At 37.4% G+C, this 21,341-nt stretch carries 17 protein-coding genes and 3 tRNA genes; 18 read left to right on the forward strand and 2 right to left on the reverse strand.

All coding sequences use genetic code 11. The features are described from left to right. From QZ548_RS00990 to QZ548_RS01015, 6 genes are all read left to right on the forward strand, one after another. Window positions 1-1,244: TrkH family potassium uptake protein (locus QZ548_RS00990; protein WP_295867421.1), on the forward strand; the 1,244-nt coding region annotated here is incomplete at its 5' end. A 12-nt stretch (window positions 1,245-1,256) separates the two neighbouring features. Beyond that, window positions 1,257-1,853 carry an MBL fold metallo-hydrolase gene (locus QZ548_RS00995; RefSeq protein WP_295867424.1) on the forward strand — a complete coding sequence of 199 codons (597 nt, stop codon included), beginning with the start codon at window positions 1,257-1,259 and terminating at the stop codon, window positions 1,851-1,853. A 50-nt stretch (window positions 1,854-1,903) separates the two neighbouring features. Beyond that, window positions 1,904-1,979 (forward strand) — tRNA-Asp (locus tag QZ548_RS01000). A 5-nt stretch (window positions 1,980-1,984) separates the two neighbouring features. Further along, window positions 1,985-2,060 (forward strand) — tRNA-Phe (locus QZ548_RS01005). A gap of 12 nt (window positions 2,061-2,072) precedes the next feature. Next, window positions 2,073-2,158: transfer RNA gene (locus tag QZ548_RS01010), tRNA-Leu, on the forward strand. A 121-nt stretch (window positions 2,159-2,279) separates the two neighbouring features. Next, entirely contained in the window at window positions 2,280-2,786 is a 507-nt protein-coding gene (locus QZ548_RS01015) for a hypothetical protein (RefSeq protein ID WP_295867427.1), read from the forward strand. On the opposite strand, the gene QZ548_RS01020 is transcribed toward QZ548_RS01015, so the two are convergent. Beyond that, a complete protein-coding gene (locus tag QZ548_RS01020) occupies window positions 2,753-3,871 on the reverse strand; it encodes an IS256-like element ISVesp1 family transposase (RefSeq protein WP_295867429.1) in 1,119 nt (372 codons plus the stop codon). The genes QZ548_RS01015 and QZ548_RS01020 overlap by 34 nt on opposite strands. A 328-nt stretch (window positions 3,872-4,199) precedes the next feature. After that, window positions 4,200-5,564: a hemolysin family protein gene (locus tag QZ548_RS01025; protein WP_295867432.1), complete on the reverse strand. Its 1,365-nt coding sequence runs from the start codon at window positions 5,562-5,564 to the stop codon at window positions 4,200-4,202. A 374-nt stretch (window positions 5,565-5,938) separates the two neighbouring features. Between QZ548_RS01025 and QZ548_RS01030 the strand changes: the two genes are divergently transcribed. From QZ548_RS01030 to QZ548_RS01085, 12 genes are all read left to right on the forward strand, one after another. Beyond that, complete coding sequence (locus tag QZ548_RS01030) at window positions 5,939-6,538, forward strand: class I SAM-dependent methyltransferase (protein WP_295867435.1); 600 nt, start codon at window positions 5,939-5,941, stop codon at window positions 6,536-6,538. A 324-nt stretch (window positions 6,539-6,862) separates the two neighbouring features. Further along, the gene (locus tag QZ548_RS01035) at window positions 6,863-8,098 is read left to right on the forward strand and encodes a transcriptional regulator (RefSeq protein WP_295867437.1); all 1,236 of its coding nucleotides are present in this window, start codon (window positions 6,863-6,865) and stop codon (window positions 8,096-8,098) included. Window positions 8,099-8,308: 210 nt separating this feature from the next. Continuing rightward, window positions 8,309-10,288, forward strand: coding sequence for an LTA synthase family protein (locus tag QZ548_RS01040; RefSeq protein ID WP_295867440.1), 1,980 nt, complete (start codon window positions 8,309-8,311; stop codon window positions 10,286-10,288). Window positions 10,289-10,383: 95 nt separating this feature from the next. After that, on the forward strand, window positions 10,384-11,139 hold the full coding sequence (locus tag QZ548_RS01045) for a glycosyltransferase family 2 protein (RefSeq protein ID WP_295213488.1): 756 nt from the start codon (window positions 10,384-10,386) through the stop codon (window positions 11,137-11,139). A 66-nt stretch (window positions 11,140-11,205) separates the two neighbouring features. Further along, window positions 11,206-13,227, forward strand: a complete 2,022-nt coding sequence (locus QZ548_RS01050; protein WP_295867444.1) for an LTA synthase family protein — start codon at window positions 11,206-11,208, stop codon at window positions 13,225-13,227. A 105-nt stretch (window positions 13,228-13,332) separates the two neighbouring features. After that, window positions 13,333-14,418, forward strand: a complete 1,086-nt coding sequence (locus QZ548_RS01055; RefSeq protein ID WP_295867446.1) for a glycosyltransferase family 4 protein — start codon at window positions 13,333-13,335, stop codon at window positions 14,416-14,418. Window positions 14,419-14,455: 37 nt separating this feature from the next. After that, window positions 14,456-15,400 carry a DUF535 family protein gene (locus QZ548_RS01060; protein ID WP_295867449.1) on the forward strand — a complete coding sequence of 315 codons (945 nt, stop codon included), beginning with the start codon at window positions 14,456-14,458 and terminating at the stop codon, window positions 15,398-15,400. Window positions 15,401-15,507: 107 nt separating this feature from the next. Beyond that, window positions 15,508-16,707: an O-antigen ligase gene (locus tag QZ548_RS01065; RefSeq protein WP_295867452.1), complete on the forward strand. Its 1,200-nt coding sequence runs from the start codon at window positions 15,508-15,510 to the stop codon at window positions 16,705-16,707. A 255-nt stretch (window positions 16,708-16,962) separates the two neighbouring features. Next, a complete protein-coding gene (gene wbaP, locus QZ548_RS01070; RefSeq protein WP_257846728.1) occupies window positions 16,963-18,399 on the forward strand; it encodes an undecaprenyl-phosphate galactose phosphotransferase WbaP in 1,437 nt (478 codons plus the stop codon). A gap of 34 nt (window positions 18,400-18,433) precedes the next feature. After that, on the forward strand, window positions 18,434-19,381 hold the full coding sequence (locus tag QZ548_RS01075; RefSeq protein ID WP_295792770.1) for an acyltransferase family protein: 948 nt from the start codon (window positions 18,434-18,436) through the stop codon (window positions 19,379-19,381). A gap of 10 nt (window positions 19,382-19,391) precedes the next feature. Next, entirely contained in the window at window positions 19,392-20,495 is a 1,104-nt protein-coding gene (gene glf / locus QZ548_RS01080; RefSeq protein ID WP_295867456.1) for a UDP-galactopyranose mutase, read from the forward strand. Between the two features lie 58 nt (window positions 20,496-20,553). Then, on the forward strand, window positions 20,554-21,315 hold the full coding sequence (locus tag QZ548_RS01085) for a DUF4422 domain-containing protein (RefSeq protein ID WP_295867458.1): 762 nt from the start codon (window positions 20,554-20,556) through the stop codon (window positions 21,313-21,315). Window positions 21,316-21,341 lie beyond the last annotated feature (26 nt).

The following is a 21,341-nucleotide window of genomic DNA, read 5'->3' on the forward strand; positions in this document are numbered from 1 at the left end:
GCTCCTTACCATTTCTTGGTAGTGGTATTTTAGTCAATGTGTTTGATGCGCTGTTTGAAGCTACATCTGGGATTACTGCAACTGGTGCTACTATTATTAATAGTGTAGATGATTTACCGAATACATTTGTATTATGGCGTGGACTTATGCACTGGATTGGTGGGATGGGGATTATCGTCCTTATTTTATCCTTCTTGAAAAATCTTGGTGCTGACGCAGCTCATATGTTTAATGCAGAAGCTTCGGTACCAAAACCAGGTGTAGTTATGCCTCGTATTCAATCAATGGCTACAAAACTTTGGCGGTTATATATTGTGTTCACTGGAGTTTGTTTCCTCATGCTATGGGCGGGTGGAATCGAACCATTTGATGCACTTAATTATGCATTTTCTATTATATCTACAGGTGGTTTTACACCTACATCAGCTGGTACGTTTGTTTATGAGCAGAATAACTATATTTGCTTTGTATTTATTTTCTTTATGATATTAGCAGGCGGAAATTTTTCTGTATACTATAATGCTCTTCATAAAGGGATTCGTATTTTAATTGATGATTTTGAAACACGCATGTATTGGCTTGTAATTCTAATAGGCATTATAATTATTGGATTATCATTAGCCTTACAATCTACTATAAATGATCCAATACAAATTATTAGGGATGCGTCCTTCAATCTTGTATCGATTCAAACTGGTAGTGGATTTGCTGTAAGTGATTATGATTTATGGCCTGCTGCAGCTCAGATGATGCTCTTTATTTCATCATTTTTTGGTGGTTGTAGTGGTTCTACCACAGGGGGCGTTAAAATTATACGTCTCATTATTTTAATTAAAAGTAGTATCATTTACCTGCGTAAATCGATTCATCCAGATATGGTTCAAGTTGTACGCATCAATGGTAAACCAATGCCTACCAAGTGGATTCAAATGACACAACAATTTTTATTTTTATACTTAATGATTTATGTTATTTCTGTCTTTTTGATGACTTGCACTGGTTTATCCACATATGATTCTATGCAAGTGATAACAGCATTCTTAAGTAATGTTGGCCTTGGTTTTGGTGGATTTGGTCCCACTGATTCCTTTGGTGCTATGCCTGACTCAGCAAAATGTATAGCTATTGTTGATATGATATTGGGGCGTTTAGAATTATTTACCATTCTTGTTATGCTTCATCCTCAATTCTGGGAAGGGTATTTTATAAAAAAACAATCTTCCAAGCGGTATCGTGTTCTATAGGGGGCGAATAATATGAATATTATAAAACGCCCTCTAGGGCTTTATAAAGCGAATTGCTACGTACTCGTTAAAGAGGGTAAATCTTTAATAATTGATCCTGGATTTCATAGTAAGCATATCATTGAAATGGTAGGGGATTCTGAACCAATAGCAGTTCTATTGACACATGGTCATTGTGACCATGTGTCAGCTCTAGATGAGGTATGTGAGCATTATAATATTCCTGCTTATTTACATCCTTTAGATCAAGAATTATTACAATTAATTCGTCGCAGACCAAGTGTTTACAAGAAGAAAATGTATACTAATTGTAACGATTTAGTAACAGGTAAACTACAATTAGGACCCTTTGAAGTTATTGTCCATCACACACCTGGTCATAGTGCTGGTTCTGTTTGTTTTGAAATAGAAGGACATCTATTTTCAGGGGATACTGTATTCAAACAAAATGTAGGGAATACTGACAATTATAATAGTAATCCAGAAGATTTGATTACTAGTTTGAAGTATATATTAACCTTGTCTAAGGATTTAATAATCGACTCAGGACATAAAGAATCCACAACATTAAAAGATGAAGAAGAATTCATCAAAAATATTGTAGGATAGTGTTGACAAAAGTCCTGATAACCGATATACTAAGCAAGTACTTTGGATACGGCCCCGTGGTGTAGCGGTTAACATGTCGCCCTGTCACGGCGAAGATCGTCAGTTCAAATCTGATCGGGGTCGCCATTCATGCCTCGGTAGCTCAGTTGGTAGAGCAACGGACTGAAAATCCGTGTGTCGACAGTTCGATTCTGTCCTGAGGCACCATTTGTATTCCATGCGGTTGTGGTGGAATGGCAGACACGCCATCTTGAGGGGGTGGTGAGCGTACGCTCGTGAGGGTTCAAGTCCCTCCAACCGCACCAAGATATAAGGACCTACAGTTTACTGTAGGTCCTTTTTTCTATATCTTTATTGGCAGAATTTCATATTATATGTACAATCATAGTAATTAATAATATATTGATTTTAGTATGAGAGAATTTTATGAAATTTAACTATGGCGAGACGCTGCGAATCCGAAATGATTTATATACGATCCTAGGCAAGATACGCTACATTGATACTCATGGGGCGATTGGGTATAAGTATAAGCTGGTCAAACATAAGAATAACGCAGAATTTGGGATCCGGTGGAATAAAACACATGGTGCATATCAGTTTACAAAGTTGTGTGGTAAAGCGATGCCATCTGACATGAACGTAGTACATCGTGGCTATCAGATGGTTATAGGTACAAGAGGGGATATAGATATAGATTTTGCGGATGTAGCTCGTTATGAAGAGTATGAAGATGCTAATGGCACTCATACATTTATTGTTGAAAAAGGGGTCCATACGACTGAGTATTCAAAAGGCGTTTATGTTGATAAGGAATATGTGTCTCTTGAAAGCGATGCAGAGATACCTAAGCCCATTCTAGATAAAATGGGGGTTATAGGACAAAAAGTGTTGCTATTTCAGTCCCAAAGATTGGTAAATAGTCGATCATAATTATGTAAATCACTCCAAACAATAGCATCGCCCCAAGTCGGAATAGAAGCTTCTAACCTAGATTGTTCATGTATGGTATGATATATATCAGAAATACTCTTGTTGGTCGGCATAACCTTAAGTATTTCTGCATTAGAAAGCGGGTTTGGTGAGTGCATATAGCACCACCAGAACACCGCTTTTATTCGTCTTTCAATAGACATTCCTCTATGATTACGTAACATAGTGCGTAACTGAGCATTTATACCACCTTCTATACGATTATTAGTAGCTGGGCAGGTACATGTTAACGATGCATCTAAGTAAGTAAATAAACATCTTTTGTTAATCAATTTAACTAAGGAATTTTCTGCTTTTATAAGTCGTTCATGTTTAGGTCGTATCGTACCATTTTCATCAACTGTTATTTCTGATAGGAATACCCTATGTCGTACTTTCCATGACATAACGTTTTGTACCCACTTCATAGCATGATCTTGCGTGTGTATTGTTAATAAATCCCTTGCAATTCCATATAACTCACAACCAGCAATCGTTTTAGGACGTATTGTTGTATAGCGTTTTACTTGTTGAAATGCATGAAATAAGCACCTTTGTAGTTTGGCTTTCGGCCAAACTTTTTTTAATGCCTTTTGAAAGCCGGTACCACCATCGGATATAACTACTATAGGTGATGAAATACGTCGTAATAAAGCCTCCCAAGCCTTAGAATGCTCATATCTACAAACATACCAGCCTAAGACATGCGTCTCATTACAACAGATTAAAATACAAGCATTTCTAGCTAAATAAATACCATCAACAAATACCACACTACTTGATGATTCAACTTTTGGTGGTAATGGCCAAAGCTCCCAAAACTGTGATGTTTTTCTACGAAATGAACGTCCTTCGCCAGCCATATCTAACTGTGTGTGTTTACCAAATAACCAATCCAAAAATATCTGTAAATTATTGTTAGTTTTATTCACTTTATTTGTGAATGAGTAAGAACATTGATTACAATACCAACGTTGAGAACCCGCATTTGTTTTACCATTTTTCTTACAGACGAAACCACAATTAGGGCATCTGACTAGTCTCATAATTATACTCCTTCTAAAAAATATATCTCTTTAGAAAGATAAAACCTTATTTTAGTCAGTAAAATCAAGGGTTTTCAGACTTTTTAGCAACACTTTTTGTCCTATATGTAAAAGTTACTCAAAAAGATAAAATGCCGATGGAGCTAGTATTTAGCTAGTTCCATCGGCATTAACAGCAACACTTTTTGTCCTATAGCCCGAAAGCTATGTATTCGTAGAAATAGATTATTTATTGATATTGATTAAGATATATAAAAAGTGAGTCCTCCATAGGAGAACTCACTCTTTATAAATTTACAATGCTCATAAGTCTATGATCTAGTAGGTATTATTCTTTTTCTTCTGTTTCTTGTACTACGATAGGTTCTTCATAGGTGACAAGAATCTTATCGATACGGGTATTATCCATATCTACCACTTCAAAGGTATAGCCATTCCATTTGGCTTTGTCTAATTCTTTAGGAATGCGACCAAAGAGAACATTTAAGAGACCGCCCATTGTTTTGTACAAGTCTTTTTCTTCGCCTGGTAGCTCTTGATCGATATGGAAGAATTCTTTAAATTCGTCTACGTCAAGAAGGCCATCTACAAGCCAGGAACCATCCTCACGTTCAACGATTTTATTTTCTTCTTCCTTGATTTCTTCTTCGCCAGAAGGCATAAGACCTACGATTTCTTCCATGATGTCATGTAAGGTTACAAGACCACTGAAACCGCCGTACTCGTCGAGAACGATAGTTTCATGAACGCCTTCTGTACGGAGTACGTTCAATAATTTCATGAGCGTAATGGATTCTGGAATGAGTAATGGTTCTTTCAAACAAGATTCAATAATATCATGAATGGAACGTTCGCTAGGACGTTGCATGATTTGAACTAATACATCAGATACGGTAACGAGACCTTTTAATTCGTCCAAGGAATCGGTACCTACAGGAATGCGGTAATGGTTGGCGTTTTTGAGGACTTCCATGATTTCGTCCTCTGTACCGTTAAGGTCAATCCATTTGAGCTGCGTACGAGGTGTCATGATGTCACCAGCGTTCATATCTGCCAAGTGGAAGATATTTTCTACGAGGATAGGTTCCTCTTCTTCGTAAGCACCCATGGCAACGCCTTCGGTGAGCATTTTGTTGATTTCAGACTCTGTAACAGGCGCCTCTTCTTTTACAGTAACGCCTAGTAATTTTAAAAGGAATTCTGTGGAAACACCGAGGAAGCTAACGATAGGTTTTAATGCTACAGATAACCAGTAAATTGGTTTAGATACTACAACAGCAATGCTTTCAGGACTATTTAAAGCCAAACGTTTCGGCACAAGCTCGCCAATAACGAGGGATAAATAGGTGATGATAGCAACGATGAGGAAGGAACTAATAGATGCAGCATAGGGCTCGATGCTTGGAATGCTTGCTACTAATATATCCTCTAAAGGACCAGAAAAGGTAGCACCAGAATACAAACCTGTTAAGATGCCAACGAGGGTAATACCAATTTGAATGGTAGAGAACATCTCGTTTGGATTCTCAGCCAATTCAAAGGCTTTTTTAGCACGCTCGTTGCCTGCTTCGGCCATTTCCTCTAATTTTCGTTTCTTCGCATTGACGATAGCCAATTCCGTCATAGAGAACAAGCCATTCGCGATGATTAATACGATGATAATTATAAAATCTAAGGTCAGATCACTGTCCATGTAAATAGATACTCCTTTTTATATTCTGCACATGAGAAAATAGAAATGTTACTCTTTAGTATACCATATTAGAATCAATAAATGTTTGTATACAAGAAAAGCACCCTAATGGGTGCTTTTCTTGTGTCAATACATTTGCAAATGGCTAGATAGATATTTCCGTCAGTAACTAGCACAGAAAAAGCAGGGCTGCCACCCTATTTTCCATTTGAATGCATTAAAATGTTATAACTATTGATTTCCTTGATTAATATAATATATGATTGCCTTTAATTTGTAAATATGGCTCTAATAAGGGTATAGTATGTATATAAATTAAGATTAGTATTAATTATTAGGTCATATAAATTGGACCTCATGATAGGATTAGATTTATGACAAGTGAACAGGAATGGGAACAGGTTTTACAAATAAAGACAGCAGGCCGCGATGATAGTCGGTCTGATACGGAGCATCATCCTTACGAGCCGACGGATTATTGTGTGCTAGAGCGCTTGGCAAATAGCGGTCATATTCGCAAGAAAAATACCCTCATCGACTATGGCAGTGGCAAGGGTCGTGTCAGCATTTTTATGGCATACCAAACGGGTTGTCATTCCATCGGCATCGAATACGATGAACGCCTCTATGAAAGGGCTCTTATTAATGGTGAAAGCCCAGCTGCTCGCAATCGTGTAAGCTTTGTGCATGGTGATGCGGCGCTCTATGAATTGCCAGATCAAGCAGATCGTTGTTTTTTCTTTAATCCCTTTGCGCTTCATACGATTAAGCGGGTCTTAGGAAATATCTTCGATTCTCTGTATCATCGTCCGCGGGAGATTAAGCTATTTTTCTACTACGTCAATGAAGAGGTAGAAAACTTCTTGAATAACCATGTCCGTTTAGAACAGGAAGAACCCATTGATTGCAGTGATCTCTTTGAAGAACGTGATGCAAAGGAACGAATTTTAGTGTATTCTGTTAACTTGTTTTAGTATATTCTGTCAGATTATTTTGTCAGCTTATTTTTATGTTTTCATTCCATTTATTTTAGTATGTAAAAAGTATGTAAGAAACCTCAATGTTGAAGGCTTGTTTTAGTGGTTGTAAATTTGTACGACTAAGACATCATTCAAATTGAGGTTTTATTCTATTTTTAAGGAACTTTCACCTAGATTATTAAGGAAAAAGCAGATAAATTCTGATATAATAATATATTAGAGATTATAAAATCAAATTATTTTTTATGGTTCTATACATTGATTCGTATGCACTAAGTTAGTGGATAGGGCTGAGTGTATTGAAGACTGGAGGTACCCGTGGAAATCATCGATACAGCATTGATTGAACGTATTCGCAAGGCCTTAATTAAACGTTATGATCGAGATCAACAGATCCAACAAATGATTGAAGAAATCGGTGCCGAAGAGGGGCTCAATGAGTCTGAATTGGCTATCGTTTACCAAGCTTATTTAGAGGTTAAGGAACGCGTTTACTACACATCCTCTCTCGTGGATTTGTGGAATCAAATTGAAGAGGTTCAAAAACGGATGTCCATGTTGCATACCTATGATTCTCTTGAAGAGGATTTATTTGGCAATGTGTTAGGCGATGATCAAGATGATATCATCATTGCTGATAAATCGTATCTTGGTAAGGGTGCTAGCCATAATAACGATGTGTACGCTATGGAACAGGTTCAATTATCCGATATTCCTGTACAGCACGATTCTACAGTGGGCATGAATCATATTAAATTGAACGAATTACATTCTATGGGTGGTCTGTTTACAGGTTCTGGTGAAAGCTCCAAACATGAGGTGTCTGACCTTGATGAAGCACTTGTAGAGCATATGGATGTTAATCCATTAGATGGTGTTGAAAGTTTAGAAGTCCGTCACTTAGATGAAGAAAATCCATTTGATACAGAAAATTCTGTGTTGCTTTCAGAATCTAAGAATACAGAAAAATCTCGTAACAGTAAGGATAATACTAATCAAACAGATAGTACTACATCTAAAAATGATAAGGTATCTAATAAATTCTCAGATGATGAATTCGATGATGATATAGAGGACGAAGATGATTTATCCGCTATTGATCCGTATACTGCGGTAAATGCTTTGTTGTTCGGCAAAGCTGGCTTGGATTCAGATAAAGCCAATAAGAAGATGGAAAAGCTTCTTAAAAAGCAATTGAAACGCGTAGATGATGAATGGGCGCGTATCAATGGGACTGATGAAAAGTCTAAAAAATCTAAGGACCACAAAAAATCCAAAGACGAAAAGATATCTAAAGAAGACAAGAAATCTAAGGATGACAAGAAGTCTAAAGAGGATAAAAAGGACAAAAAACATAAAAAGTCCAAGGAAGATAAACATTCTAAGTCTGAAGATAAATTAAAGAAAAAGAAAGACAAGGCTGAAAAGAAGCTTAAAGTCTTAAATGACAAGTTAAAAACAGTCTTTTTAGCTGATACTTTCAGTAAAAAAGATAAGAAAAAAGACAAGAAAAAAGATAAAAAATCCAAAAAGGATGGATCTGAAAAAAAGTAGAAACGATAGTTCCCGTATGGAATAGTAAGGCCCATAAAAAGGCTCAGGAGAGTACTAGTGCTGAGAAATCAGCCAGTGCTGGGACTATCGACCGCGGATGCGGTAAATGCAAACGATGTAAGGGACCTAAATGTAAGAAATATCCAACATAATTACAGTTAGGTAGTATAGAGTAGTAGTTAAGTTATATGAACGAACAGTAAGGGGTTAATGATGAACCGATGGCAACGATTATTTGAAGGCATAAAGACAGAGATTAAGGTATTTATCTTCTTCTCTGCCTTGTTGACTGCATTTAGAATCGTGTTTCTTGCAGTATTCCAATCACAGCTAGCATCTGTGACGATGGAAAATATCCTTACGTCCTTATGGCTAGGCTTTAGATTGAGTCTCAAGACCGTTGGTTCTTTGTGTTTATTGGGCTTTTTGGGAGGCACATTGGTGCATACCTTTGTACCAAAATGGCCATCCTTGCGCATTAAACAGGTTATCTATTCTATTGCAACGGTACTGTTAACCTTCTTATTCTTGGGACGCATTCCGTTCTATAAGATTTTCAATTCCTCTTATAATGCGATGCTCATCAATGGTAAAAACGATGATATCAGCGCCATTGTAAATACGGCCATCAATGAATATAACGCCCTCATGTACATCATTGGGGCCGTTGTGTTGAGCGCAGCCCTATGTTATTTCCTCGTTAAATTCTTGGCGTGGGGTACAAAGAAATATAGAGATTACGCTGATACTCAATTAGTTTGTCCTACTTGGTATCCAAAGACGAAGAAAACGCAGTGGATGACGGGCATTGGGCTCACCGTTGTTATCGGTATACTAGGTCTGTTCTTTAGATTTGGTGGTGCTTTTAACTATACAAATTCCATCAACTGGGAAAGTGCGGCGCGCCTCAGTTCTAATTTGTTAAACGAGACCATCCTCGACGATGTGCAGGCTCTTTATCGTGTTAAAAGCATTGCAAAACGCGCGGAGGAGTTAGAGGTTATCAACTTAACCCCTCAAGAATTGAGTGAGAAAATCAGTGCCATTGGTGGAACATTTAATGGTAAGGATTTTGATGGTTCTTTCACAAGAACTATTACGACAGAGCGTTTAGCGGAGCAACCACAGTCCATCAATATCGTTCTCGGTGAATCTTATGGTTTGTGGCCATTCCTCGCAGAATACAACGAACCTGGTGCGTACCTCGTTGAACAAGGTCGTAAATACGCTGCCAGTCCTCAAGCGATGAGCACGCAGCTCGCTCTTGCCCAAGGTACAGGCACGATGCCTGCTATCAATGGTTTACTCACAGGTATGCCTGACACAGGTCTATATCCTAACTATGAAGGTGAAAGTTTCAAACAACCGTATGGCTTAGGAATTGGTTCTGTTATGAAAAAGCTAGGCTATAAAACTGTATTCTGGTACGGCGGATTTAGTACATGGCAAAATGTGAAGAACTTCGTCTTGTCTCAAGGTTTTGATGAATTCCATGATGCGTCTGAAATGCCAAGTGATGAAGGCAATGCATGGGGTGTAGCGGATAAGTATATGTTTAAAGCCATTTCCGCTTACATGGATCAACATAGAGGGGAAAAAATCCTCAATGTTATTATGACCACATCGAATCATCCTCCATATAGCGTTAATGTCGCTAAAGAAGGCTATGATGTGAACAAGGTAAAAGGCCATTTGCCTGATACAATCGCAGAAAATGACAAGCAATTGAACGAAATGGGTCATATTTGGTATGCGGACCATGTGATGGGCGAGTTCATCGCTAGTGAAGAAAAAGCAGATCCTTCGGCACTCTTTGTCATTACGGGGGACCATAGTGAACGCTTTACCTTTGCTCGTGAAGTAGGTCCTAATGTGGCGTCTACGATTCCGATTATCTTCTACGGTCGCGGCATTCATAAAGACTGGCTTGCTCCTAATGCGTTTGGCATGAGCATTCAAATCATTCCAACCTTGGCAGAACTAGCGGGGCGACCTGGTCAAACCTATGAAGCGATGGTGCCAAGCTTGTTTACACAAGAGGAATTCGTCTTTAACCATAGACTATATCTCGATAACAGTGGAAAAGTTATGGAACAAGGCACAAATATGCCTCAATCCTATGGGGATATGATTAAAAACATGCGCGAACTCGCAGCATGGCGTATCAAACATGGGGATAGTATTCAATAATTTTTGTATACGATACATATGGTAGATATCATATTTGTATCTACCATATTATCTACATAGTAAATTAAAGGGATTTGTAAGTTAAAGGATGATCTATGAGCACTGTGACGGCTATTATCTTAGCTCGCAACGAAGAAAAACATATTGTAGATTGTATTAAAAGTATTCAATTTGCTGATGAAATATTAGTTATTGATGATGGAAGTACAGATCAAACGGTACCTCTTGCTACTAACTTGGGGGCTAAAGTTATACCACATCCTCTGAATGGAGATTGGTCACAACAACGACGCTTTGGTATTTCACAAGCCCAGAGTGAATGGATTTTATTTGTTGACTCTGATGAGCGTGTATCACCAGAGTTAGCAAAGTCTATTCAACGAGCTATCCAAGGTGAACCAAAGGCTTATTGGCTACGAAGATATAATTTGTTCCATCACAATCCAGCTACTCATGGTGTGGTGAGACCTGATAAGGTGTTACGATTGATGCCTCGAGAGGGAGCCACTGTAGAAGGTGCTGTTCATGAAGCCTTTATCAGTCCGTATCCACAAGATACATTAGAAGGCAAATTGTATCATTATACTTATGATAACTGGCATCAGTTCTTTGAAAAGTTCAATAAATATACTACAGCAGCGGCCAATAAGTACAAGGAACAAGGGAAATCTTGTAGTTTTTTAGGGGATATTATATTGCGTCCAACATGGGCATTTTTTAAGATATATATTTTGCAAGGCGGCATATTAGATGGAAAAATAGGTTTTCTATTATCTATCTACCATATGATGTATACCATGACGAAATATGTAAAATTATATTATTTAAACAAATCTAATGGGCAATTATAATCAGTAATTTAGTATAGTAGATTGCTATGGGGAATTATTGTTCTTAAAGTAGATATGGAAGTATGAATGAGTGAACAATTTTTTCTATCCCTACAACAAAATATAAAACTAATGCTTTGGGCTCCTATATTGAGCACCATCTTTCGAATTGTATTTATGATTGTGTATAATCCCTACTCCACATGGAAGGGGCGCTGGAAATCTGTAGTAGGTTCATTGCGTTACGGCTTCTGGTGGGGCATGGATTTTGATGCTTATGTATTCTTACTACCCTTAGTTTTGGTAACACTCCCTGGACTATGGTTTGAAGGATACCATCAAATAGAGGATTCCTTACGATTGGTGGGGCTAACGATTTATTCCTGTGTTCTGTACGCAGCCTTTGCAGGAAAAATGATCTTCTACAAGCATTTCCATGATACGTACAACTATATGGTTCATTATGCAAATCATGCAGAGAAACATAATTTGATTGATGTATTCTTTAATCAAGATAGAGGCATTCTTGTCATCTTAGGATTGATTCCTATTACATTTATATCTTGGTACATGGGAGATTTCTTCTTGTCCTTGCCATCAATACCCTATCCAAACATCGAAGGAACATGGCCTACGGTAGCTTGGAATATAGGACTTGTGGCTGCCTCTGTGTTAGGTTTCTATTGGTTCCGCTATGGTGGCACCTTATCTCATGATGATAAACCAGAATGGGATACGATTCCTACAGTGGTAAAAGAGGATATATTCTTTGCTCGTGCTACAGTGCCAGATCTATGTGCTTTAGAAACGGTACTCAAACATCCGCTACGTGATGAATATACAGCATCTGCTGAGGATATTGATGACGCTATACACCGTATTGTTCCTAACAAATACAAAGATTCCTGGCAGGATTTGAGCACACCGCTTCATGCATTTAAGCGCGTTGCATCAGGTCCTCGTATTGATAAACCGCAGCATATTTTCTTTATTGTTGGTGAAAGTATCCCTCAATGGTCTCTTGATGAACCTTATAAGGCTCTCAATATATGTCCTGGTTTATGGGATTTTAAAGATGATCCTCATACGGCACAAGTACCTAATTTCTTGCCTGCTGGTAATGTGTCTCGTCCATCCATTGTAAGTCTATTATCTGGCGTCTATGATGCGGGTATGGAAATCAACGAACGAGAAGCCTTTTGGCATGAACCATTGCCGACCTCTTTGGCAGCTCAAATGAAGCGATTAGGCTATGATACGATTTATTGGTATGGTGGTAATGCGTCGTACGGCAACTTTAACCACTTTGGTAAGGCTCAAGGCTTTGACCGCGTAGAAAGCGCTTCTGTGTTCTGTGGTCCTGATGCTCCTAAAACTTGGGTAGGCGTCTATGACCATGTCTTTTTAGAACATATTGAACAGGAAATCAAATCGTTAGAACATCCTACATTCCATTTTATTTACACTACATCCAATCATGGCCCTTATAAAATGGAGGATTCCTTATTAGATTATGATCCTGAAAAGGTCATGCCGAACCTTGGAGACGATGTAAAATCAAACAAGAAACGCAATAAAGAATTGGCTACCTATCGCTATAGTGATAAGGCGATTTTTAACTTTGTACATGCTATGAAAGAGGCTTTTCCTGATAGTTTATTCGTTGTCACCGGTGACCACTCGAATCTTTTCGGGTCTCTGAATAATACATCCTTAATTCAACGGGATTATACCTTGCGCGACACATTCTGTACCGTAGGACTATTGCAACATCCTGCTTTCACTAAGGACAGTATTACAGCGCCCATTGGCACGCATATGAGCCTCATGCCTACAATCATTGAAGCCATTGCACCAAAGGGTTTTGAATATTATTCCATTGTGCCGTCCTTGTTTGATAAACAGCCCGATACGTTGGTTACGCCGTACCAATGGATTACGCCACATATGATGGGCGATGTTCGCATGGATTATGGTGAAAGTAACATACCGTCTTATAAACCGGTTGAGCCAATTCGTCCTATTGATAATCACGGGGATGATGCTCGTGATTGGACATTGTTGACCATGTGGCTTATTAATCATGAAGACAGTATGAATAAGTCGTAGTATAATTAAACAATAATATCTATTGATGTATATGTAACCAGTATTTCGTATACATCAATGGATGCTACTAACTGTGTATTGATATGTGTATGATAGGAGGAACCTATGTCTATAATCAATGTTGTAGGCGCCAAAATTTGGGGTGGTGGCGAACAATATGTATATGATATTTGTAAACAATTACAACAGAGACATAGGACTGCCTATATCTTAGTGGACCAATCGAATGAAGATATGCAATCTCGCTATGCTCAAGTGGGCCATGTGATGACGGCCAATCTTTATACCTTGAAGGGTTTTCTATCTATTAATGCAGTAGCTAAACAGGTAAAAGCACAAGGGATTGATACGATTGTATGCCACTCTGGTAAATATATCTTATTCTGTATTGCCCTTAAGCAGTTAACAGGTGCTAAGTTGGTGTTTATTAAACATAATCTTGTACCTGGTAAAACAGATATGTATCATAGATGGATCAATGCACAAGTGGATGCATTTGTTTGTGTGTCTAAACTCGTTTATGATGACCTTATGACGCCTGTTATTAAGGATACTAGCAAATACCATGTTGTACATAATGGTATCGACCCGAACCGATTCCAGTCCTTTTCAGATGATGTTCCTATGAAATCTAAGGTTAGAACCTTTGGCTATAGTGCGCGTATTACAGAACGAAAAGGTTTGTATTTGATTTTAAGTGCTCTTGAACAGATTCATCAAAACAATCCAGATGTTCGATTGATTATATCTGGGGCTGGTACAGAGGATCAAATTAAAAAATTAAACGATTATATAGAAGCGCATCAAATGCATTCTTATGTTGAATTTATAGGCTTTACACGAGATATTGAAGGTTTATATAGATCAATTGATTGCTTACTATTGCCAACAATAACACGGGAGGCTTTTGGTCTCGTTATCTGTGAGGCTATGTATTGCGGTGTACCAGTTATTACAAGCGGTTCTGGGGCTCAGCGAGAAATCATAGATGATGGAGAATCTGGATTTATTGTAGATCCGCTGAACGAACACACATTACAACAGGCTATGGAACATGTGATGAGTGATGATGTAAACTTGCCAAATATCATCACCAATGCACGATATGTTGTAGAGGAACGATTCATGGTTAATCGTGTGGCTCATGAATTAGTTACGATTATAGATAATTTACATTCCACGAATCATTGATATATTTTGTAGTTATATGAGTGGATAGGAGTATGAGATGGGATATTTACAAACACAATGGAAGCGAGGCCGTAAGATTTACGGCAAACGTAGTTGGAGGGAAACTAGACGTACTTTCCTTCATACAATGCGCTCTATCCGCAATAAAGGGGAAATTGAGGCACTAGAGACCTATTTTGCAAACTATACGCCTGATCCAACCTTATTAGACCGTCAAGTTGGTTTATTTGAGTTAATGACACGATTTTTCTTGTTTAAAAGCTCAACACCACAGGAACGATTAGAGGCTATTGTTAATCATTTTGATTATTTAAAAGATGTATTTACAGACGAAGCGATTCGTGAAATGTACTCTGTAGATCCAGATAATATTTACGACGATGTAAGTCGTATGAATCGTGGATTTATCGTATGGGAATCAGAAGACCTTGATATGGTAGCGCGCTTATACTATGGCCCTGGTCAACGTAAAGAAGGCTTCTTAACCTTGTTACTAACCTTGGGTAAGCAAGGTGTATACCATGCTAATTTCCGCTTTGGCAAAGGTTTTAATGGGGAACCTGCTATGTGGATTGGCACAATTCAAGGTTATAAAGATGGTCTAGATAATGCTAAAACAGTGACTAAAAAGATGTTTGGGTATCGACCAAAAAACTTTATTATGTTCTTATTGCGCCATATTGCAGCTACCTGTAAGGTAGAATCTATTTACGCTGTTTCTGATGAAGGCTTTTACGCAAATACCCACTTAGTTCGCGGTCACCGTGCCAAGGTAGCTGAGCTAGATCCATTGTGGGAGGAATCTGGCGGCGTTGTATGTAGCGATGAGCGGTTCTTCAAAATTCCATTAGAGGAATATCGCAAACCTATTGAGGAGATTAAATCACAAAAACGTAGCCAATACAGAAAACGTTATGAATTACTCGATCAATATGAACAAGAAATTCAAAATCATGTACGACCATTGTTACGAGTAAAATAATATTTATACAGCAAATAGATATTTATAAACTAAATAGATATCTATAAAGTATAGATGTTAATATGATAAACAGTAGATTGTAACTATGTTGGGAAAAAGAGGTTAGTATGCAATCTTGGATACTTAAAAATTCTGAAATGGTCCTGACCGTACTCATTTCACTCATGATATGTACGACACGGTCATCTATGGCATTAGGAAATTTACTATATGGCCTCATTATATTGATGACCTTAATAACGTGCTGGTATAGGCGACATGAAATCTCCATACCACAATCGATACGCCAATATGGATGGGCTTATTTAGGCATGTTACTATGTGTATTGCCGTCCACATTAATTAGTAATGATATAACGGTGACTACTAAATATTTCTTCAATATTTGGGTTTGGAAGGTATTAGTCATCGTCCCAATTCTGCTATGTATTAAGAGTTCTCGCAAATTATACGCCATATTATCAGTATTTTTTGTGTATATGGGCATCGATGCTATATCGGCCTTTGCACAATATTTACTGGGCTATAATTTAGGACCAGGAGGTCGTGCAGGTGGTGTTATACACGGCTCTATGATGGGACTTGCCATGTTGTTAACATTGGCTTTTCCATTAGCATTAATTGCTGCCTATGATAAGAGATTTCCATCGTATGTAAGAAAATCTGCTGTATTTTCTTTGTTTGGCATGCTATTAGGCATGTGGGGGAACCAAAGCCGTGGTTCCTGGTTATTTAATGGCATTAATGGTGCGCTCATTACATTGCGTTATTGCTTTGTAAATATTCGCTATGTATTAGTACTACTTGTAGCTGTTGTAGGTATAGGATATACATTTAGTAGCAATCAAGCCTATGTAGCTCGTTTTGAAAGTACTTTTAATATAAGCACAGATGGTTCAAATTTGGGCCGTATCTATGTATGGGAAGCAGATAAGCAAATGATTATGGATCATCCTGTAACAGGTGTTGGTCCTGGATTATGGCAAAAAACATATCGAGAGCACTATAAATTAAAACAAGAAAATCAAGATTTGGGGCATTCTCATAATAATCTATTGCAAATAGCCTCTGAATCTGGTCTATTAGGACTCGTTGGTTTCTTAGGGTTCTCAATTTTTATGTTCTGCAAATCGTTGAAACACTATGTGAAGACACGAAACCCTTATGATTTATCAATCCTTGTAGGTTTGATTAGTTACTTATTCCTATTTGGATCTATTGATTATACATGGGGAAATTCATCTGGGATTCGCATGTTTTGGATTGTTATGGGCATCATGATTCAATTGAAAGAAATTAAGAGTTAATTGAGAGTTAGAGGATTATTTAGGAAATATTTACGCATTATTTAATTGATTTTTATGTCTGATTTAAATAGACTCAAAATCTCCAAAAAAACTGCATAAAAGATAGCTAAAATCTATGTTTTTTCATAGTTTTAAACTTTTGAATATGATACAATATATGTAAATATTGGTACATTGTATTCGTATGGGTTAGAGGTTGTTTTCTTAAAAATTGTATTGAGAAAACAACCTTTTTTTATAGTTTGGGGTATTAGTATGAATAGTTCTGGATATAATAATCACAACAAATTGCTTATTAGCAAAATCATAGTGCTTATAGCAGATTATGTTTCTATTGTGTTAGGCACATTAGCAGCTTATCATTTGCGTTTAAATTTGCCATTGTTACCGGTAGGTTCAAATTTTAAGGTAGATGAAATCTATGTATATGGCGTTATACCTTTCGTATTTTTAGCCATATTATTGCTCAATAATGCCTATTCTGTAGTATCTCCTTATTGGGATACGATGAAGAACTTATTCCGCAGCATCACTATTGGCGTCGTTGTATCCATTGTACTCATGTACACAGGGCATGTAATCAACGATGTATCTCGACTCTTTGTTATCTTTGCTTATCTATTTATGCTGCTCTTTATCTTTAGTAGTCGTTTTATTGTAGGTAAGATTCTTTCAAAGGCTGGATATTTAAATATACCAGTCCTTCTCGTTGGGGCAGGTAAAACAGCAGAGCTCGTAAAGAAATCCTTAGATCGCATGCCAATTGCTACCTATAAGATTATTGGTTATGTAGATGATAATCCTAAATCCTCTACCATTGCTAAAGAATATCCATGTCTTGGAGCCTTTTCCGATGTGGAACGAGTTATTAAGGATACAGGTGTACAAACAGTCCTTATATGTGCACCAGGGTTAGAGCCTAAAAAGTTAGTATCCTTGATTAATCAATTGCAATTATTAGTAAAGCGCGTTGCCTTTGTGCCTGAGTTGTTTGGTTTGCCTACAAGTAATATTACGGCTCGTGGCATGATGGAAGAGCAAGCCGTTGTATTGCGGGTACAAAATAACTTGGCTCGCAAGTCTAACCGTATTATGAAACGCATCTTTGATATTGTAGCTACTGTATGTGGTGGCATCTTGATTTTGCCAATTCTAGCTATCGTAGCTGTATTGATTTATCTAGATTCTCCAGGTCCTATCGTATTTGGTCACAAGCGTGTTGGCCAAGGTGGTAAAGAGTTCCCATGCTATAAATTCCGCTCCATGGTGCCAAATGCACAAGAGGCACTGGAGGTATATTTGAAAGAAAATCCTGCAGCTCGTGAAGAATGGGAACGAGATTTCAAATTAAAAGATGATCCTCGCGTTACACGAATCGGTAAATTCCTTCGTAAAACGAGCCTTGATGAATTACCACAATTGTGGAATGTTCTCGTTGGTGATATGAGCCTCGTAGGTCCACGTCCTATCGTTCGTGATGAAATCGTAAAATACGGTGATTATATTAACGACTTTTACCTTGTACCACCAGGGATTACCGGTGTATGGCAAGTGAGCGGTCGTAGCGATACTACCTATGAAGAACGGGTATTAATGGACTCTTGGTATGTTCATAACTGGTCTGTGTGGATCGATATTGTATATCTATTGAAAACTGTATTGGCTGTCGTTAAATCGAAAGGGGCTTATTAGTCAGGGGATTATGAGGGATAGTAGTTTTGATATTATGAAGGGGATTGCAATTTTGCTTGTTGTTTTGGGCCATTCTGTTCCAGACCAAGCAAGTGCTAGCGGTATTGCTAGTTATCCTTTATATTTGATGCGGACTATAATTTATAGCTTCCATATGCCTGTATTCTTCTTTGTAGCTGGCTATTTTATGCATATACCTTTGAAAGAGGGCTTCCAAAAATTCGTAAAAGATAAAAGTATACGGTTAATGGTTCCTTATTTCACTATTGGTTTATTGTATTTTCCCTTCAAATTAGCTTTATCAAAATTTGCAAGTCAGCAGATATATCCGCAAGATATATGGAAAATATTTATAGGCATTAATCCGGATGGGGAACTATGGTTTTTATATTGCTTGTTCTTTATTTCAATCATTATTGCCTTATTGGTTAAACGTGTAAATTTAGGTTTATTAATCTTATCTTTCATCATTGGCATGTTATCTGATGTATTAAATATCTTTTCTGTACCTATGGTATCAAAGATATTGTACTTCCAATTCTTCTATATCTTAGGCTTATATATAAAGAAATATATGCTATTAGATTATATGAAATCCGCAGGAGTAGCCCTTACATCTCTTGTGATTTTTAGTGTAGGTAATTATGCATTACTACATGATATTAATGTGTTTAAAATACTTACTCTTATAACAGCAGTTTCGGGGATTACTATTACATACTATATAGCTAACCAAATCTCATCTAGAATCGGATTATATAAAACACTTTTGATCTTTTTAGGTACTGTCTCCATGGATGTTTATATCTTTAGTGATATTGTTAAAATTCCATTCAGAATTGTACTTTGGTCTAAATTAGGATTGTACTATGAAGCTTTTATTGTGTGCTTCTTAGCATCTACAATTCTATCTATCTTGATAGGTTATATTTTAAGAAAAAATCATTATTCACGATTGCTATGTCTTGGAATGAAAAAATAAGGATATACATATGAAAAAACAATTTGATTATTTAGTAGTTGGGGCGGGCCCATTCGGTGCTGTATTTGCCCATGAGGCGCATAAGCGTGGTAAATCTGTACTTGTTATCGATCGTCGCAGTCATATAGCAGGTAATCTATATTGTGAAAGCAAAGATGATATTAACATTCACGTGTATGGTGCCCATATTTTCCATACATCTTTGAAGCATGTGTGGGATTATGTTAATAAATTTGCTGAGTTCAATCACTATGTAAATAGCCCTGTAGCAAATTATAAAGGTGAAATGTACAATTTGCCGTTTAATATGAATACATTCTCTAAAATGTGGAATATTCGTACTCCAAAAGAGGCACAGGATATCATTACGAAACAGCGGGCTGCTATTACAAGTGAACCTAAGAACCTAGAAGAGCAAGCTATTAGCCTTGTAGGTACAGATATTTACGAAAAGCTCATCAAAGGGTATACAGAAAAACAATGGGGCCGTAAATGTACTGAATTGCCAGCTTTTATTATTAAACGCTTACCAGTTCGTTATACCTACGATAACAATTACTTTAATGACCGTTTCCAAGGCATTCCTATGGGCGGTTATACCAAGATGATTGAACGCATGTTAGAGGGCATCGAAGTTCGTTTAGGCGTTGACTTCCTTAAACATCGTGATGAATACGAAGCCTTGGCAGATACGATCATCTATACAGGTCCTATTGATGAATACTTTGGTTATTCTGAAGGGATTTTAGAATATCGTGGCCTTCACTTTGAAACAGAACGTCTTGAAGAGGAAAACCATCAAGGCGTTGCCGTTGTGAACTATACAGAAGGCGAAATTCCTTATACTCGTATCATCGAGCATAAACACTTTGAATTTGGTACACAACCTGTTACATATGTAACTAAAGAATATCCAAAAGACTGGAAAATCGGCGAAGAAGCCTATTATCCAGTGAACGATGTAAAGAATTTAGACCTTTACGCAAAATATGTTAAAAAGGCTGAAACGATTTCCAATGTTATCTTTGGTGGTCGTTTAGGGGAATATAAATATTACGATATGGATAAGGTTATTGCTAGTGCCTTGGCATTAGTAGAAAAGGAATTAGCATAAGCTCTATTTCCGACGTAAATATAGATTTGAGAATCAACACTCATGTAGGAGAGTACTAGTGAATATTAAGATTTTAGTAGCTACACATAAGCAATATTGGATGCCAGAGGACTCCGTATACATGCCAATCCATGTAGGTAGAGAGGGCAAGGCTGATATTGGTTATACTGGCGATCATACAGGGGATAATATTTCCTCAAAAAATGCAAATTACTGCGAATTGACAGGCCTTTATTGGGCTTGGAAAAACCTTGATGCGGACTATATCGGTCTCGTCCATTATAGACGTTACTTTACGCGCAAAGAGGTGCGTTCCGTAGAGAACAAAAAGAATCAAATTCTTACAGGTGCGGAATGGGAAAAACTACTTTCAGAGTATCCTGTAGTCGTAGCAGATAAGCGTAAATATTATATTGAATCTAACCGTTCTCACTATAATAATGCGCATCATAGTGATGGTCTTGATGCGGCAGAGCAAATCATCGCTGAGAAATATCCTGAATATAGCGCAGCTTTCACAAAGGTTTGTAATCGCACTTGGGCGCATATGTTCAATATGTTCGTCATGCGACGCGACCTCTTTGATCAATACTGTGAATGGATGTTCTCCATCTTGGAAGAGATTGAACATCGCGTCGATATTTCCGATTATGATACATACGAAGCGCGCATCTATGGTTTCGTAAGTGAAATCTTGCTCGACGTATGGCTTGAAGCCAATAACATTGACTATAAGGAACAAAATGTATCCTTTATGGAGCCACAAAACTGGATTAAAAAAGGTGGATTATTTTTAAAACGTAAATTATTTGGGAGATAATATACTGACTATGATAAAGGTAATAG

Source organism: uncultured Veillonella sp. (genome assembly GCF_915069625.1).
In the GTDB taxonomy this organism is placed as follows: domain Bacteria; phylum Bacillota; class Negativicutes; order Veillonellales; family Veillonellaceae; genus Veillonella.

Bases quoted from the DNA above. Each gene is read 5' to 3' on its own strand.
- QZ548_RS00995 (WP_295867424.1), top strand. From the start codon at position 1,257: ATGAATATTATAAAACGCCCTCTAGGGCTTTATAAAGCGAATTGCTAC.
- QZ548_RS01015 (WP_295867427.1), top strand. From the start codon at position 2,280: ATGAAATTTAACTATGGCGAGACGCTGCGAATCCGAAATGATTTATAT.
- QZ548_RS01020 (WP_295867429.1), bottom strand. From the start codon at position 3,871: ATGAGACTAGTCAGATGCCCTAATTGTGGTTTCGTCTGTAAGAAAAAT.
- QZ548_RS01025 (WP_295867432.1), bottom strand. From the start codon at position 5,564: ATGGACAGTGATCTGACCTTAGATTTTATAATTATCATCGTATTAATC.
- QZ548_RS01030 (WP_295867435.1), top strand. From the start codon at position 5,939: ATGACAAGTGAACAGGAATGGGAACAGGTTTTACAAATAAAGACAGCA.
- QZ548_RS01040 (WP_295867440.1), top strand. From the start codon at position 8,309: ATGATGAACCGATGGCAACGATTATTTGAAGGCATAAAGACAGAGATT.
- QZ548_RS01045 (WP_295213488.1), top strand. From the start codon at position 10,384: ATGAGCACTGTGACGGCTATTATCTTAGCTCGCAACGAAGAAAAACAT.
- QZ548_RS01050 (WP_295867444.1), top strand. From the start codon at position 11,206: ATGAGTGAACAATTTTTTCTATCCCTACAACAAAATATAAAACTAATG.
- QZ548_RS01055 (WP_295867446.1), top strand. From the start codon at position 13,333: ATGTCTATAATCAATGTTGTAGGCGCCAAAATTTGGGGTGGTGGCGAA.
- QZ548_RS01060 (WP_295867449.1), top strand. From the start codon at position 14,456: ATGGGATATTTACAAACACAATGGAAGCGAGGCCGTAAGATTTACGGC.
- QZ548_RS01065 (WP_295867452.1), top strand. From the start codon at position 15,508: ATGCAATCTTGGATACTTAAAAATTCTGAAATGGTCCTGACCGTACTC.
- wbaP (WP_257846728.1), top strand. From the start codon at position 16,963: ATGAATAGTTCTGGATATAATAATCACAACAAATTGCTTATTAGCAAA.
- QZ548_RS01075 (WP_295792770.1), top strand. From the start codon at position 18,434: ATGAAGGGGATTGCAATTTTGCTTGTTGTTTTGGGCCATTCTGTTCCA.
- glf (WP_295867456.1), top strand. From the start codon at position 19,392: ATGAAAAAACAATTTGATTATTTAGTAGTTGGGGCGGGCCCATTCGGT.